The following is a 13,980-nucleotide window of genomic DNA, read 5'->3' as shown; positions in this document are numbered from 1 at the left end:
ATCCGGCGCCGGCGGCCGGTGACGAATTCATCCGCCTGAAGTTCTCTCACGCAATGACGTTCTCGTTCTATCTTGTGACGCCCATTTACTATGCCGGTGACGACTCGAACCGGAAGACTTTCTCTTCCGTCAGGGCCTCCCCCGCCCAAGCCGATAAGGCGCACTCGCTCCGCATCAGCCGACGATTTGGTACTAATAGTAATCATGCCACTAGAAGAAGGTTCGACGCTGGACGGGCGTTATCGTCTGGTGTCGCAGATCGGGCGCGGCGGAATGGGCACGGTCTGGCGCGCGCACGACGATATTCTCGACCGCGATGTCGCCGTCAAGGCCGTGCTTTTGCCCTCCGATTTCACACCGGCCGAATATGACGGGGTCCGCCGGCGGACGCTTCAGGAGGCTCGGCTGGCCGCCCGGCTGTCCCATCCGGCGATCGTGAACATCCACGACGTCGTCGAGGAGGAAGACCGGCCCTGGATCGTCATGGAGTTGATCGACGTTCCCTCGCTCAGGGAGTGGATCGACGAGCACGGCCCGCTGGAGCCGCTTCCCGTCGCGCGGATCGGGCTGCAGATCGCGAACGCGCTCCAGGTCGCGCACGAGGCCGGCATTCTGCATCGCGACGTCAAGCCGGGCAACGTGCTCGTCGACGAGTCGCGGTCCATGCGCGCCGTGCTCACCGATTTCGGCCTCGCCCGCGCGCACAGCGACGCGACGACCATCAAGATCGACGACGTGCTGACCGGTTCCGCGGCCTATATGGCGCCGGAGCGCGTCGACGGCCGACCCGCGGTCGCGGCGTCCGACCTCTGGTCCCTCGGAGCCATGCTGCATGAGGCGGTCGAGGGGAAACCGCCGTTCAAGCGCCCAGAGACGGTGGCGAGCCTGGTCGCCGTACTCAACGACGACGCCGCTCCGAGCGAGAACGCCGGTCCTCTCCGGCCCGTGATCGACGCTCTCCTCAGCAAGGACCCCGACGAGCGGCCGACGGCCGCGGAGACCGCGGCCATGCTCGAACGGATCACCGATGCCCCCTCCGACGAGCCGGGCGAACCGGTGGAGCCGGTCGAGCCGTCCACGCCGGCCGCGGCGGAGCCGGCACAAAAGTCACCCAGGTCTCGGCCGACTCTGCGATCGGCCCTGCTGATCGCCATAGCGGTGGCCGTCATGGCCGATCTGATCATCTTCACCGTCATCCGCTGAGGCTCGCCGCCGCACCGATCGCATGCAATTGAGAGAGAACACGATTCTGGCCGGACGTTACCGTTTGCTCTCGCGCATCGGTGACGGCGGAATGGGAACCGTCTGGCGCGCGCTCGACGAACGGCTCGGCCGTGAAGTGGCGATCAAGACGGTGCACTTTCCGCCCGGTCTGACGACCGCCGAGCGCCAGGAGCTCCACGAAAGGATGCTGCGGGAGGCACGGTCGGCCGCACGGCTGTCCCATCCTGGCATCGTGACGGTTCACGATGCTTTCGAAGAGGCCGGCCGGCCCTGCATCGTCATGGAATTCCTCCAGGCGCGCCCGCTGCACGACATCATCAGGACCGACGGCAGAATGTCGCCGGCGCGGGCGGCCGAGATCGGTGTCACGATGCTGAGCGCGCTCCGGGTCGCGCACGCGGCCGGCATCCTGCACCGCGACGTGAAACCGCCCAACGTGCTCCTCTCCCTCACCGGGTCCGGCGGCGCCGCCACGGCCTCCCGCGTGGTGATCACCGATTTCGGGATCGCCGCGATCGAGGGCGAACAGGCCCTCACCCGCACCGGCATGGTCCTGGGGTCTCCGCCGTTCATCGCCCCGGAACGCGTGGCCGGCGAATGGGCGAGCCCGGCCTCCGATCTGTGGTCCCTCGGAGCGACGCTGTACACCGCCGTCGAAGGCCGGCCGCCCTACCCTCACGGAGGCGTCATGGAGACGCTTCAGGCGGTCCTCGACGACGAGCCCGAGCCGCCCCGCCACGCCGGGCCGCTCACCCCCGTACTGAAGGGTCTGCTGACCAAGGACGTCGCGCTTCGGATGTCGGCCGAGCAGGCGGCGGAGGGGCTCGCCCAGGTCCTACGGCAGGCGGCGCCGCCACCGTCGTCTCCCCCCGCCACGGCCGTTCCCGGCGACCTGCCCGAGGCCGCGCCGGAAACCGGGAGAACGCCGTGGACCAGACGAACGTGGAAGACACCGGCATTGGCGGTTTCGACGGTACTCGCCGTTGTATGGGCGGGTTTCGTGGTGCTCCACCCGCCCGGCGGGAAGGCCCGCGTACGCGCCGGCGCGCCCTCCACGGTGGCGGCCGGTCCCCGGCCGGCGAACGGCCCCGGCGGGACCGCGCTCGCCGTACCGGACGGATGGCGACGCGAGGCGCCGACCTCGGTCTCCGTGCGATGGAGCGAGCCGGATACCGGGGCATACCTCCAGGTCAGCACCGCCGGCTGGGGCGTGCCGGACCCCGTCGAGCACTGGCGGAGATTTCAGCGGTCGGCGTCCCCGGCCGTGCGCGTTCTCCGGTGGAGCCGGCCGTTCCTCGCCCGCGGCTGGACGACGGCCGACATCGAGTTCACCTCGGCCCGGGGCTCCCACCGCAGGCGGCACGGTCACGGCCGCGCCTTCACCGCGAGCGGGCACCAGTACACGATCCTTGTCGTCGCCCCGGCGGCCCGCTGGAGCGGTCGGTACATCACCCTGCTGGACAGGGCCTTCCAGACGCTCCAGCCGGCTCGGCTCTAGGGAAAGGTGACCGGCAGGGTGGTGAGGCCCCGGACGACCGGGCCGCTCGTCCAGTCGGGCCGGTAGCCGTCGGCGATGTGGTAGTCCGGCGCCAGGGCGAGAAGCTCTTCGGCGACGATGCGCATCTCCAGCCGGGCGAGGTGCTCGCCGATGCAGCGGTGGATGCCGGAGCCGAACGCCACGTGCGGGTTGCGGTCCCGGGGGCAGACGAACTCCTCGGGCCGCTCGAACACCGCCGGGTCGTGGTTGGCGGCGCCGAGCACGAGCAGCACGCGCTCCGCGTCCTCGAGTGGCCGCCCGGCGAGGTCGGCGCCGCCGCGTACGGTGCGGGCCACGGTGACCACCGGAGCCTCCACGCGCAGGCTCTCGTCGATCATGCTCGGGATGAGCGCCGGGTCGGCGATCAGCCGATCCCTGAGGCCGTCGACGGTGGCGAGGTGGTAGATCATCGTGCCGATGCCGTGGACGGTGGTCTCGTGTCCCGCCATGATCAGCAGGAGGACCATGCCGAGCTGCTCCTGCGGGGTGAGCGGCCGTCCGTCGAACCGGCCGTTGCCGATCTCACCGATGACGTTCTCCTCATCCCCCGTCTGGTCGAGGTGGCCCGCGACGTAGGCCGTGAACTCCTGCTCCACCCGCTTGTTCTCCGCGTGGTCACCGGTGGCCGTCGTGGCGAGGAGCCGGGTCGTCCACTCCACGAACCTCGTCCCGTCCTCGGGCGGCAGCCCGAGGATCACGGCGATCGCGATCGGCGGCAGGTAGCGCGCCAGCGCGGGGATGAGGTCGGCGTCGCCCTTCTCGATCAGTTCGGTGAGGCGATCGCGCACCAGCCGGCGCAGAAGGGGTTCGTAGCGAGCCGCGCCCTGCCGGGTGAACTGCCGCTGGATGAGCTTCCGGTAGGCGGTGTGCTCGGGCGGGTCGAACTCGATCGGCGGCATGAGAACCCCATGGACGCTGGGGATCGTGGGGCCGCCGGTGCTGCTGTACGTCCGCGGATCTCCGGTCACCTCCTTGACGGCCTCGTGAGTCAGCGCCGCCCAGAACCCTCCGTACCTGGTGCTGTGCACGACCGGACAGCCGTCCCGGATCTCCGCGAAGACCTCGTGGATGCGCGGCGCCAGCCATGGATCGAGGTGATCGAACTCCCATTCGTCGGACATTGCCATCATGCATCCTTTCTCGCCCCGAATCCGATGGTGTTCAGGCCACCGCAGGGCCGGTCAGGGGCGTTTCCCGTACGAGGACGATCGAGGCGTTCATGCCACCGATGGCGAAGCTGTTGCTGAGGGCGGTACGCGCTCCGGCCTCGACCGTGGTGCGGCCGACGAAACCGAGATCCTCGAGCGGGTCGCACAGATTCGGATTGGGATGAAGGAACCCGTCACGAAGCTGCACCGCGGTCGCCACGGCGTCGAGCAGCCCCGCCGCGGAAAGACAGTGACCGAGCAGCACCTTCGTGGAGTTCACCCAGGGGGGCCGGCCGGATCCGAAGACCGACAGGAGCGCGGCGGCCTCACTGGGGTCACCGACCTTGGATCCCGTTCCGTGTGCGTTGACGTAGTCGATCTCGCCGGTGCCCAGTCCCGCGCGATCGAGGGCGGCCGACATCGCCTGGACCTGGCCCCGCGTATCAGGCTCGGTGCCCCGGTTGCCGTCCAGCAGCTGACCGTGACCGCGCAGCTCCGCGACGACCTCGGCCCCTCGCCGCCGCGCGTCATCGGGATGTTCCAGCACGACCGCGGCCGCGCCCTGCCCGAGTACGAACCCGCGCCGATTCACGTCGAAGGGCCGGCATACCTCCCCGGGCTCCTCACCGGTCACCTCGGCGAGGGCCCCGGCCATTCTCAGCGACTGGATCTCGGCGGGAGAGAATTCGGCGGCGGGCGCGACGACCAGGCAGCGCTCGGCGTCCCCCGCCAGCAGCAGCCGGGTGGCGGCGATGAGAGCGAGAGTGCCACTGGCGGAGGCGCCTCCGATCGTCCAGCCCTCGGCCCGGACACCGGTCGCCTCGCTGATGGCGCCGACCACATCGGTGTCCATGCATCGCACCACATGGGACGGCAGTGTCGAACGCGGCGAGGCGTGGTGCGCCAGTGCCGTCTTGTACTGGTAGTCGAGGGCGAAGTTGTTGCCCGCGACGACGAGTGCCGTACGAGCCCGCTCATCGGCGGTGAGACCTGCCTCGCACAGTGCCTGGGCCGCGACGCAGCATCCTGTGGCGGCGGGCAGGGCGGTCCGCGCCGAGACTCTCGCCACCTCGGCGGCGTCCAGCCGGGGCAGCCGATCGCGCGCCCAGCCGCCCGGCCGGAAGTCCCGCAGCGGGCCGGCCGCACCGCCCGACGCGTCGCGGATGATGCCGCTGCGACCGGCGCGCAGCGCACGGGAGAACTCCTCGGCATCGCCGGCGATGGAGGTGAGCACCCCCATCCCCGTCAACGCCACGCCGGGCCCGTTACTCATCGAGGCTCCTCCCGCTGTTCCCCTGAGAAGCGGCGCAGGCCCACAGCGCGTCGACCAGCGTTCCGACGTCCTCCACCCCGTCCAGACGGTCGCCGGGCATCTCAAGACCCAGGTCGTTCAACGCACCGAACACGACGTCCATCCGGTCGATGGAGTTGGCGCCCAGATCGGTGAGGCTGATTTCAGGCTGAATGAGATCCGTGTCCATTTCGGGCAGCACCTCGGCGATGTTCCTCTCGACGACCGCCCGCACTTCATCCCTGGTCATGGCAGCCATTCATTCGGACGTCAGTCGCAACGACCTGCGGCTGATCGCAAGCTTCGGTTCACGTTAGGTCGGCCCGCTTCCCGACGACTGAGTATTCAGTGACCCGCTTCGGAACCCCGGCGGTGGCGGCCACCGGACGTATGGCCCCGCGGCCCGCCTGGAGGCGCCTCCGGGCGGTTCGCCCGGCAGGCGAACCCGGCCGGCCGTTACCGGCGCCACATCGAACGAGGTCACAGCGGGCTTTTCCTGAGTCCCAGCACCACCGTTGCCCACTTGCGTAACATTCCCCGGAAGCTCGGCGTCAGTTCCCGCCGGCAGCTCAGAAATCATGGCCGGTCACTACGAACTATCAGAGGAAGACATGGCGCTGCACCAGCGGGCGGCGGTCGCGCATGCGTCCGTTCCCGAACTGATAGCGAAACTGCCGCAATTCTCTGAGGACTTCACCTTCGGCGCGGATATCGACGAGGCGCACCGGGTTCTGCTGGAGCCGCGGACCACTCATGAGGAGCGACACGCGGCTCTGCTGCGCTGGCTCGGCAGCTCTCAACCATGCCTGCTCGCGCGCCTGGCCGCCAAGGAGGCCAGCGGCCTGAACGCCTCCAAGGGCCTGAGTTTCGACATCGTCTGGCTGGACGACGACGACATCGACCGGGGTGAGGAGCACCTGCGGACGGTCATCCAGCAGGGCCGGATGGCATGGAAGGACCGGGCCGAGAGCGGCGACACGAGCTCGTTTCTCATCGTCTTCAACAGCCGGCGCCTGGCGTACGCCGTGCCCGGCGAGGAGCTCATCGAGCTGAGCCTCCGGCTGGCCGAGCTCTATCTGGTCGAGGTTCCCCGGATCTCCGCGGACAGCGTGTACACCGAGGCGGTGCCGCTGCGCGACGACGAGGGCCGGCTCGGGCTGTTCAAGGCCAGCACCCAGCTGTTCTACTCCTCGGCTCATCTGATGCGTAACCACGACCGGCGCGTGCCCGGCGGATTACTGTTCTCCGTGGTCTCGCCCGGACATTACGCCCGGTCACTCGTGTTGCGCGGCCTCGCCGACAACCACGAGGAAGCAGTGGAATTCGTCCGGTTGACCGCACACCGGTCGATCGGGAACGGCGGGTTCCATCATCCCGCCAAGTTGAGCAGCAGCTGGCACAATCCGGCGCCCGGCTCGTGCCCGTCAGGCGATGGCACACGTGTCCGGCGCAAATCCATTGACCCGGACCTGTTCTCCGCGGTTTATCAGCCCGACGTCCTGGTGCCGCGCGAGGTCATGTCCGACGGTGCACCGCGGCTTTCCGAGCACCGCCCTGAGGACGTCTGGAACGCGCTGCACCTGGAGTACATCAGCGCGAGGCCGGCTCCGCCCGGTGACCCGGAATTCGGCTGGTTCAACGAGATGCCGATCGACGACTGCGCCAAATACCACAATCCGTGGCCGCCCCGGCAGGCGGAGAACAGCCGTGATTTCAACTACTGAGCTGGATGAACAATGTTAGTGAGAGATCTCGGTGAAGACCGGCTTCTGCCCTCCTACGGAATTCTCTTCCAGCAGATCTACCCGCACGGCGGGGAGGATCTGGCGGACTGGGGCATCGGCCGTTCGGTCATCGAACCCGGCGGCGGCACCGAGCCGCACTCCCATGACGAGCACGAGCTTTTCGTCATCCTGTCCGGCAGCGGCGTGATGACGATCGAGGACGAGCAACGGCCGGTCGGCGCCGGACAGGCCGTGCTGATCCCACGGAACAGCCGCCACGACCTGGCGAACGCCTCCTCCGAGCGGCTCGTGTTCCTCAATGTGTACTGGCCCGAACAGCTGGGATCGGTCGACCTCTAGCACGAAGGAACTCATGGTGAGACATATCGTCTCCGGCTCCCCGCCGACGCCCAACGGCGATCTGCACCTGGGGCACCTGTCCGGACCGTACGCGGCGGCCGACATCTACACCCGGGCCCGTCGCCTCGCGGGCGACGAGGCGATGTACATCATCGGCTCGGACGTCAACCAGAGTTACGTCCCGTTCAAGGCCGCCGAGCTCGGGGTGGACGCCGTGGCCATGGCCAAGGAGTTCGACGACGAGATCAGCCACCTCTTCACGGCGATGGACTTCTCCCACGACGGCTATGTGCGACCCGGTGATTCCGAGCTTCACCAGCAGATCGTCGGCGACTTCTTCCTCACGCTGTACCGCGACGGCCGCCTGGAGACCCGCAGCGAGGAGTGCCTGTACTGCGAGCGCTGCCCCCGCTACCTGTCCGACGCGCACGTGACGGGGACCTGCCCGCACTGCGGCAATGACGACTGTGACGGCAACCTGTGCGAGGTATGCGCCCGGCCGAACGCCGTGGTCGACCTCGTGGAGCCTCGTTGCAACCAGTGCGGCGGCCGGGCCGGCCGTCGTGAGTTCACCCGTCTCGTCTTCCCCCTCTCCGCCTACGCCGACCGGCTGCGCGACTACCACCGTCAGGCCGTCTTCAGCCCGCAGCTGGAGGCGCTGTGCGCGGACCTGCTCGCCCGCGGCCTGCCCGACATCCCCGTCACTCATCCGTCGGACTGGGGCGTCCCCGTTCCGGTCGAGGGCTTCGAGGACCAGCGGATCTTCGTGTGGGCCGAGATGCTGCCGGGATACTTCGCCGAAGTGGCCGAGACCCTGGCGGCCCGCGGTGAGGACCCGCAGACCTGGCGTACGGTCTGGGACGCCTCGCAGGTCGTGCAGTTCTTCGGCTGGGACAACGGCTACTTCCACACGCTGCTGTACCCGGCGCTGATGATGGCCTACGACTCGACCATGCGGGCGCCGCACGCGCTGCTGACCAACGAGTTCTACCTGCTCGACGACGACAAGTTCTCCACGAGCAGGAGCCACGCCGTCTGGGGCGGCGCGCTGATCGCCCAGGTCCCGGCCGATGTCGTACGGTTCGTGCTCGCCCATGACCGGCCGCAGTTCGAGCGCACCAACTTCACGTTCGGCCGGTTCCGGGAGCTCGTGGACGGTGAGCTGGTCGGCCGCTGGCAGGCGTGGCTCGGCGACCTCTTCCACCGGCTCGGTGACACCGTCCCGGACTTCGCGCCCGCGACTCCGAGTCAGCGCGGGTTCGTCGCCGGGCTGGCCACACTGGCGGCCGACTGCCTGGACGCCTACACCGCCGAGCGGTTCTCGCCGCCGCGCGCGGCGCGTACGCTCCGCGAGCTGGTCACCAGGGTGCGGGAGTTCTCCGCGGGCGGCGGGCGGGCCGCTCTCACGCGGCCGGGCTCACCCGAGGTACTCGCCGGCATCGCGGCCGAGGCTCAGGCGGCGAAGCTGCTCGCCCAGCTGGCCTTTCCGATCATGCCCGGGTTCGCCGGGCGGCTGTGGTCCGCGCTGGGCTGTGACGGGCCGGTCCGCCTGGACGACCTGGCGCTCCTGTCCGGGGGAACACCGGTCGGGGCGCCCGGGGAAGCGTTCTTCGAGCCGTTGCCCACCGACCTTGAACAGCGAGTCTTCGGATGAATGACAAGATCCGTACCCCGGCCCTCGTCCTGGCCGCCCTGTTGTGGGGCGGGTCGGCGGCCTTCACCAAGTACGCCCTGGACACGTGGCAGCCGATGACACTGCTGACCATCGAGCTGGCCGGGGCCAGCGTGGTCCTGTGGGCCGCGGTACTCATCCGAGGCCACCGGCGGCCGGCCGTGTGGCGCCGGCTGGTACTGCTCGGCGCGCTGGAGCCGGGCCTGTGCTACGCCTTCGTCAACCTCGGCCTGACCCACACCTCGGCCTCCAACGGGATCGTGCTGTCGGGGCTGGAGTCCGGGTTCGTGGTGTTGCTGGCAGCGGTCTTCCTGCGCGAACGTCTCACCGTACGCTCCGTCGCCGGCCTGGCCGTCGCTCTGGCCGGGGTGCTGGTGCTGGAGGGCGCCCGGCCCGAGTTCACCGGCGTCTTCGGCGGCGATCTGCTGGTCCTGGCCGGGATCTTCTGCGCCGCGGTGTACGTCCTGGTCGCCCGGCGGACCGCCGACCAGGTCGACGCGCTGACGATGACGGCCTACCAGTTCGCCTCCGGGTTCCTGTTCTTCCTGCCGTTCTCCGTCGGCGAGTGGGTGACGGGCGCGGAGAAGGCGCCTCTTCACCAGTCGGCCTGGTCGTGGCTGGTCGCGACGGGCATCGGCATCGGCGCGTACGCGTGCAGCTTCCTGCTCTACAACTTCGCGATCGCGCGTGTCTCGGCGGGACGTGCCGCGATGATCCTCAACCTGATGCCGGTGTTCGGCGTGCTCATTGCCGTGATCTTCCTTCGTGAGCACCCGGGAGCCTGGCAACTCGTGGGCGCCGCGATGATCGTCGGATCGATCTTCGTCTTCCCCGAGGACGAGGAGGAACCCGAGACGCCCGGCGAGGTCGCGGCCCCGCCCCTGCCCCTGGACGGTGCCCGATGAGCCGGCCCACCGTACGAGCGGCCGTCCTGTACCCGGACCACGCCGTCACCGTGACCGAGGTCGTGCTCGACCCGCCCGGCCCGGGAGAGGTCGAAGTCGAGATCGCCGCGGCCGGGGTGTGCCGCAGCGACCTTCACGCGATCGAGGGCCACTGGCCGGTCCCGGTGCCGGCGGTGCTCGGCCACGAGGGCGCGGGCATCGTCACCTCTCTCGGCGCGGGCGTCACCGGGCTGGAGGTCGGCGATCACGTCGTCCTCTCCTGGGTCCCCGCTTGCGGGAGCTGCCGGCACTGCGCCGCCCGGCGGCCGTGGCTGTGCGAACCCGCCGACGAGCTGATCTTCGCTCAGGGCGTCCTCTACGACGGCACCAGCCGATGGCACAAGGGTGAGGACCGGCTCCATCACTTCTTCGGCGTCTCGGCCTTCGCCGAACGGGTCGTGGTGCCCTCGTCGGGGGCGATCCCGATCCGCCGGGACGCGCCACTCGACGTCGTCGCCATCGTCGGATGCGCGGTCGCCACCGGCGTCGGCGCCGTCCTGAACACCGCTCAGGTGCCGGCCGGAGCCGAGATCGCGGTCATCGGCTGTGGCGGAGTCGGCCTGTCGTGCGTCCAGGGCGCCCGCATCGCGGGAGCGGCCCGCATCGTCGCCGTGGACGTCAACCCGGCCAAGCTGGCCATCGCGAAGGCACTGGGCGCGCACGACACCGTGGACGTCTCCCAGGCCGACACGGTGATCGCGCTGCGCGATCTGCAGCCGGCCGGATTCGACTACGTCATCGACGCGATCGGACACGTGGAGACCACCGAGCAGGCGATCGCCGCGCTCGGCATGGGCGGCGCCGCGGTGATCGTCGGAGCGCCACGGGCGGGGGAAACGGCTCGCTTCGATCCACTCGCCCTCGTCGACGCGGGCCGGCGGATCCTGGGCTCGAACTACGGGTCGACCGATCCGCGGCGGGACTTCCCCCGGCTCGTCGACCGCTACATGACCGGCGAGCTCGACCTCGACACGCTGATCTCCGGCAGCCGGCCGCTCACCGAGATCGGCGAAGCGCTGAAGCAGCTGGCCGACGGTCACGCCCTGCGAACCCTGCTCATCCCCTGACGGCCCCGGGAACCCAGTGAAGAACGCGCTCGTCGTCGGTGCGGGAGTCTTCGGTCTCTCCGTCGCCCGCGAACTCGCCGGCCGCGGCTGGTCCGTCCAGGTCATCGACCGGGACTGGCCCCGGCCCGCTGGGCCGTCGTCGGCGGTCAGTCGCATCCTGCGCCTGGCCCACGGCGGCGACTCCTTCTACACGGCTCTGGCCTGGCGCGCCCGTACGCTGTGGACGGAACTCGAACGGGAGTCGGGAAGCCCGTTCCTTCTGCCCACGGGCGTGCTGCATCTGGCGTCCAGTGGCCACGACCACGGCCATCTGCAGGCGAGCCTGCGCTGTCTGACCGAGCTGGACCTGCCGGTCGAGCGGATCGGCTCCGCCGAGGCAGCCCGGCGGTTCTCGGTCGGTGCCGTCGACCTCGACTTCGCCGTTCTCGAGCCGGCCGGCGGGATCCTGCTGGCGTCCCGCGCGCTGCGTGCGCTGGCCGACAGCGCGTCCCGGCGGGGCGTACGCCTCACCCGCGGCGCGGCGGAGCCGGACGAGAGCGGCGGCGTCAGGCTGGACCGCCGGTCGCTCCGGCCCGATCTCACGGTCTGGGCGCCCGGTCCCGCGCTGCCGGCCGTGTTTCCCGGCCTGACATCCGCGACGGCGGTGAGGCAGGACGCCTACTACGTTCGAGCGTCTCCGGCCGGGCCGGCGCCGGCATGGATCGATCACGGGCACGGCGCTTATGGGATTCCCGCCGTCGGTGCCCAGGACGTCAAAGTCGTCCCCGACGTCACGGTCGACGCGGCCGAGGAACTCGACCTCACGCTGCCCGAGAACCTGCGGGCATACCTGTGCCGCCGGTTTCCCGAGCTGGCGAAGGCGCCCGTCACTCGCCGGGAGCCGTGCGCGTACGCGGCCATGCCCGACGACGATTTCCTTCTGGCCCCGCACCCGGCCGACGAGCGCGTCTGGATCGTCGGCGGGGACTCGGGCCACGGCTTCAAGCACGGCCCGGCCCTGGGGGCTCTGGTCTGCGATGCGATCGATGACCACACGACCATTCCGGCACGCTTCAAACTCCGCTGAAGGGACCTCATGCACGAACCGATGTCATCGGCCGACCACCAGCTCCTCGCCAAGGGCCTGCCGCCCGGCACCACGGTGCGCGTCCGGAACGAACCCAAGGTCATCCGCGGTGCCGTTCACGCCGACGACGGCCAGTACCTCTGGTGCGAGTACTTCCTGGGCGACGGCTGGCTGACGGCCGAGATCGAAGGCGACGGCGTGCTGCTGTCGACCTGGACCCGAAGGCTGGCCGGTTCCGCGGACTTCGCCTTCGACGATCCGCGTGCGGAGGGCGTACGGCTCGTCGAGATCGCGCGCGGGCAGGCCGACTTCCGCGCGTTCGGGGAGTTCGGGGAGGGCGTCGCTCCGGGCGACCTCGGCCGGCTCGAGTACGTGGAGTACGGCGCCCCGGGACCCCGCGCCGCGGTCGAACGCTTCGCGCCGGATGCCCCGTGGCTGCTCGGCACCGGGACCGAACTGGCCGCGCGCGACTTCGCCCTGGCCTGAAGTACTTCTTCGAAGGAGACCTTGACCGATGGCACATGCGCACTACGGGCACTTGAACGGGCCGGTCGTCATGATCGGGTTCGGCTCGATCGGACGCGGGACGCTGCCGCTGATCCTGCGGCACTTCGATGTCGATCCCGCGCAGATCACCGTCATCGCCCCGAACGGCGACGGCGATCACCTGCTCGCGGACTACGGCATCAAGCGGATCGACTGCGTACTCACCGAGCAGAACCACCGTGAGGTCCTGCGCCCGCTGCTCACCACGGAGAACGGCACCGCGTTCTGCGTCAACCTTTCCGTCGACACGTCCTCGGTCGCGATCCTGCGCCTGGCGCGGGAAGTGGGCGCGCTCTACGTGGACACGGTCATCGAACCGTGGGCCGGTCTCTACGACAATCCCGACCTGCCGATGGCGCAGCGAACGAACTACGCGTTGCGCCAGACCCTGCTCGCCGAACGACGGGCCCGTCCCGGCGGAAAGACCGCCGTATCCGCGTGCGGGGCCAATCCGGGAATGGTTTCGTGGTTCGTCAAGCAGGCGCTGGTCGACGTCGCGGACGCGGTGGGCCTGGAGTACACGACACCGGCCGACCGGTCGGACTGGGCCCGGCTCATGCGGGACGCCGGCGTACGAGGCGTCCACATCGCCGAGCGCGACACCCAGCGCTCACGGAGTCCCCGCCGGATCGGCACTTTCGTGAACACCTGGTCGGTCGAGGGATTCATCGCAGAGGGGCTGCAACCGGCGGAGCTGGGCTGGGGAACGCATGAGCGGTGGGTGCCGCCGACCGCGCGCCTGCAGGAGGACCCGCTCGCTCCCGCGCTGTTCCTGGAACAGCCCGGAGCGGACACGCGCGTCCGCACGTGGTGCCCGAGCTTCGGCCCGCAGTACGGACTGTGCGTGACCCACAATGAATCGATCTCGATCACCGATTACTTCACCGTGCACGACGGCGAGACCGTGCGATACCGTCCGACCTGCCATTACGCGTACCATCCGTGCGACGACGCCATGGCGTCCTGGCACGAGCTGCTTGGCAGCGCCGGCACGCTGCCGACCGAACACGCCATCCTCGACGTCGAGGAGATCACGGGCGGCATCGACGAACTGGGCGTGCTGTTGTACGGCCATGACCGGAACGCGTACTGGTACGGCTCACGGTTGTCGAACGACGAGACGCGCGGACTCGCGCCCCACCAGAACGCCACCGGCCTGCAGGTGACCTCCGCGGTTCTCGCCGCGATGGTCTGGGCACGGGAGAACCCCGACTCCGGGATCGTCGAGGCCGACGAGATCGACTATCGCCGCTGCCTCGACGTGCAGACTCCCTATCTCGGCCCGGTCGAGGGTCACTTCACGGACTGGACGCCGCTGACGGGACGCTCGCGCCTCTTCGCCGAGGACATCGACGCGTCCGACCCGTGGCAGTTCCGCAACGTTTTCGTACACTGACCCGT

At 69.6% G+C, this 13,980-nt stretch carries 13 protein-coding genes; 10 read left to right on the top strand and 3 right to left on the bottom strand.

Annotated elements, in window-relative coordinates; translation table 11 throughout:
- Positions 1-96: 96 nt before the first annotated feature.
- Both QWU11_RS24550 and QWU11_RS24545 read left to right on the top strand, forming a co-directional pair.
- On the top strand, positions 97-1,203 hold the full coding sequence (locus tag QWU11_RS24550; RefSeq protein ID WP_290116745.1) for a serine/threonine-protein kinase: 1,107 nt from the start codon (positions 97-99) through the stop codon (positions 1,201-1,203).
- Positions 1,204-1,225: 22 nt separating this feature from the next.
- Positions 1,226-2,722 (top strand): serine/threonine-protein kinase, encoded by a 1,497-nt coding sequence (locus QWU11_RS24545; RefSeq protein WP_290116744.1) that lies wholly within the window; start codon positions 1,226-1,228, stop codon positions 2,720-2,722.
- On the opposite strand, the gene QWU11_RS24540 is transcribed toward QWU11_RS24545, so the two are convergent.
- Genes QWU11_RS24540 through QWU11_RS24530 form a run of 3 tightly spaced genes read right to left on the bottom strand, consistent with a single transcriptional unit; the run spans position 2,719 to position 5,450 of the window.
- Positions 2,719-3,882: a cytochrome P450 gene (locus QWU11_RS24540; protein ID WP_290116743.1), complete on the bottom strand. Its 1,164-nt coding sequence runs from the start codon at positions 3,880-3,882 to the stop codon at positions 2,719-2,721. The genes QWU11_RS24545 and QWU11_RS24540 overlap by 4 nt on opposite strands.
- Positions 3,883-3,922: 40 nt before the next feature.
- Positions 3,923-5,182, bottom strand: coding sequence for a beta-ketoacyl synthase N-terminal-like domain-containing protein (locus tag QWU11_RS24535; protein ID WP_290116742.1), 1,260 nt, complete (start codon positions 5,180-5,182; stop codon positions 3,923-3,925).
- Entirely contained in the window at positions 5,175-5,450 is a 276-nt protein-coding gene (locus QWU11_RS24530; protein ID WP_290116741.1) for a phosphopantetheine-binding protein, read from the bottom strand. Before QWU11_RS24530 ends, QWU11_RS24535 begins: the two co-directional genes overlap by 8 nt.
- A gap of 361 nt (positions 5,451-5,811) precedes the next feature.
- On the opposite strand from QWU11_RS24530, the gene QWU11_RS24525 reads away from it, so the two are divergent.
- From QWU11_RS24525 to QWU11_RS24490, 8 genes are read left to right on the top strand one after another with little or no spacing between them, the layout of a single operon-like run.
- Positions 5,812-6,924: a hypothetical protein gene (locus QWU11_RS24525; protein ID WP_290116740.1), complete on the top strand. Its 1,113-nt coding sequence runs from the start codon at positions 5,812-5,814 to the stop codon at positions 6,922-6,924.
- A gap of 18 nt (positions 6,925-6,942) precedes the next feature.
- Positions 6,943-7,284, top strand: a complete 342-nt coding sequence (locus QWU11_RS24520; protein ID WP_290116739.1) for a cupin domain-containing protein — start codon at positions 6,943-6,945, stop codon at positions 7,282-7,284.
- A 13-nt stretch (positions 7,285-7,297) separates the two neighbouring features.
- Positions 7,298-8,938 carry a class I tRNA ligase family protein gene (locus QWU11_RS24515; protein ID WP_290116738.1) on the top strand — a complete coding sequence of 547 codons (1,641 nt, stop codon included), beginning with the start codon at positions 7,298-7,300 and terminating at the stop codon, positions 8,936-8,938.
- Complete coding sequence (locus QWU11_RS24510; RefSeq protein WP_290116737.1) at positions 8,935-9,861, top strand: DMT family transporter; 927 nt, start codon at positions 8,935-8,937, stop codon at positions 9,859-9,861. The genes QWU11_RS24515 and QWU11_RS24510 overlap by 4 nt, the downstream gene beginning before the upstream one ends.
- A complete protein-coding gene (locus QWU11_RS24505) occupies positions 9,858-10,967 on the top strand; it encodes a Zn-dependent alcohol dehydrogenase (RefSeq protein WP_290116736.1) in 1,110 nt (369 codons plus the stop codon). The genes QWU11_RS24510 and QWU11_RS24505 overlap by 4 nt, the downstream gene beginning before the upstream one ends.
- Positions 10,968-10,983: 16 nt before the next feature.
- The gene (locus tag QWU11_RS24500; protein ID WP_290116735.1) at positions 10,984-12,033 is read left to right on the top strand and encodes an FAD-dependent oxidoreductase; all 1,050 of its coding nucleotides are present in this window, start codon (positions 10,984-10,986) and stop codon (positions 12,031-12,033) included.
- A gap of 9 nt (positions 12,034-12,042) precedes the next feature.
- Positions 12,043-12,519, top strand: coding sequence for a DUF4178 domain-containing protein (locus QWU11_RS24495; RefSeq protein ID WP_290116734.1), 477 nt, complete (start codon positions 12,043-12,045; stop codon positions 12,517-12,519).
- Positions 12,520-12,547: 28 nt separating this feature from the next.
- Positions 12,548-13,975 (top strand): saccharopine dehydrogenase C-terminal domain-containing protein, encoded by a 1,428-nt coding sequence (locus tag QWU11_RS24490; protein WP_290116733.1) that lies wholly within the window; start codon positions 12,548-12,550, stop codon positions 13,973-13,975.
- Positions 13,976-13,980 lie beyond the last annotated feature (5 nt).

Source organism: Actinomadura sp. DC4 (assembly GCF_030406325.1).
Classification (GTDB): Bacteria; Actinomycetota; Actinomycetes; order Streptosporangiales; family Streptosporangiaceae; genus Actinoallomurus.
This window is presented reverse-complemented; position numbering and strand designations above follow the sequence as displayed.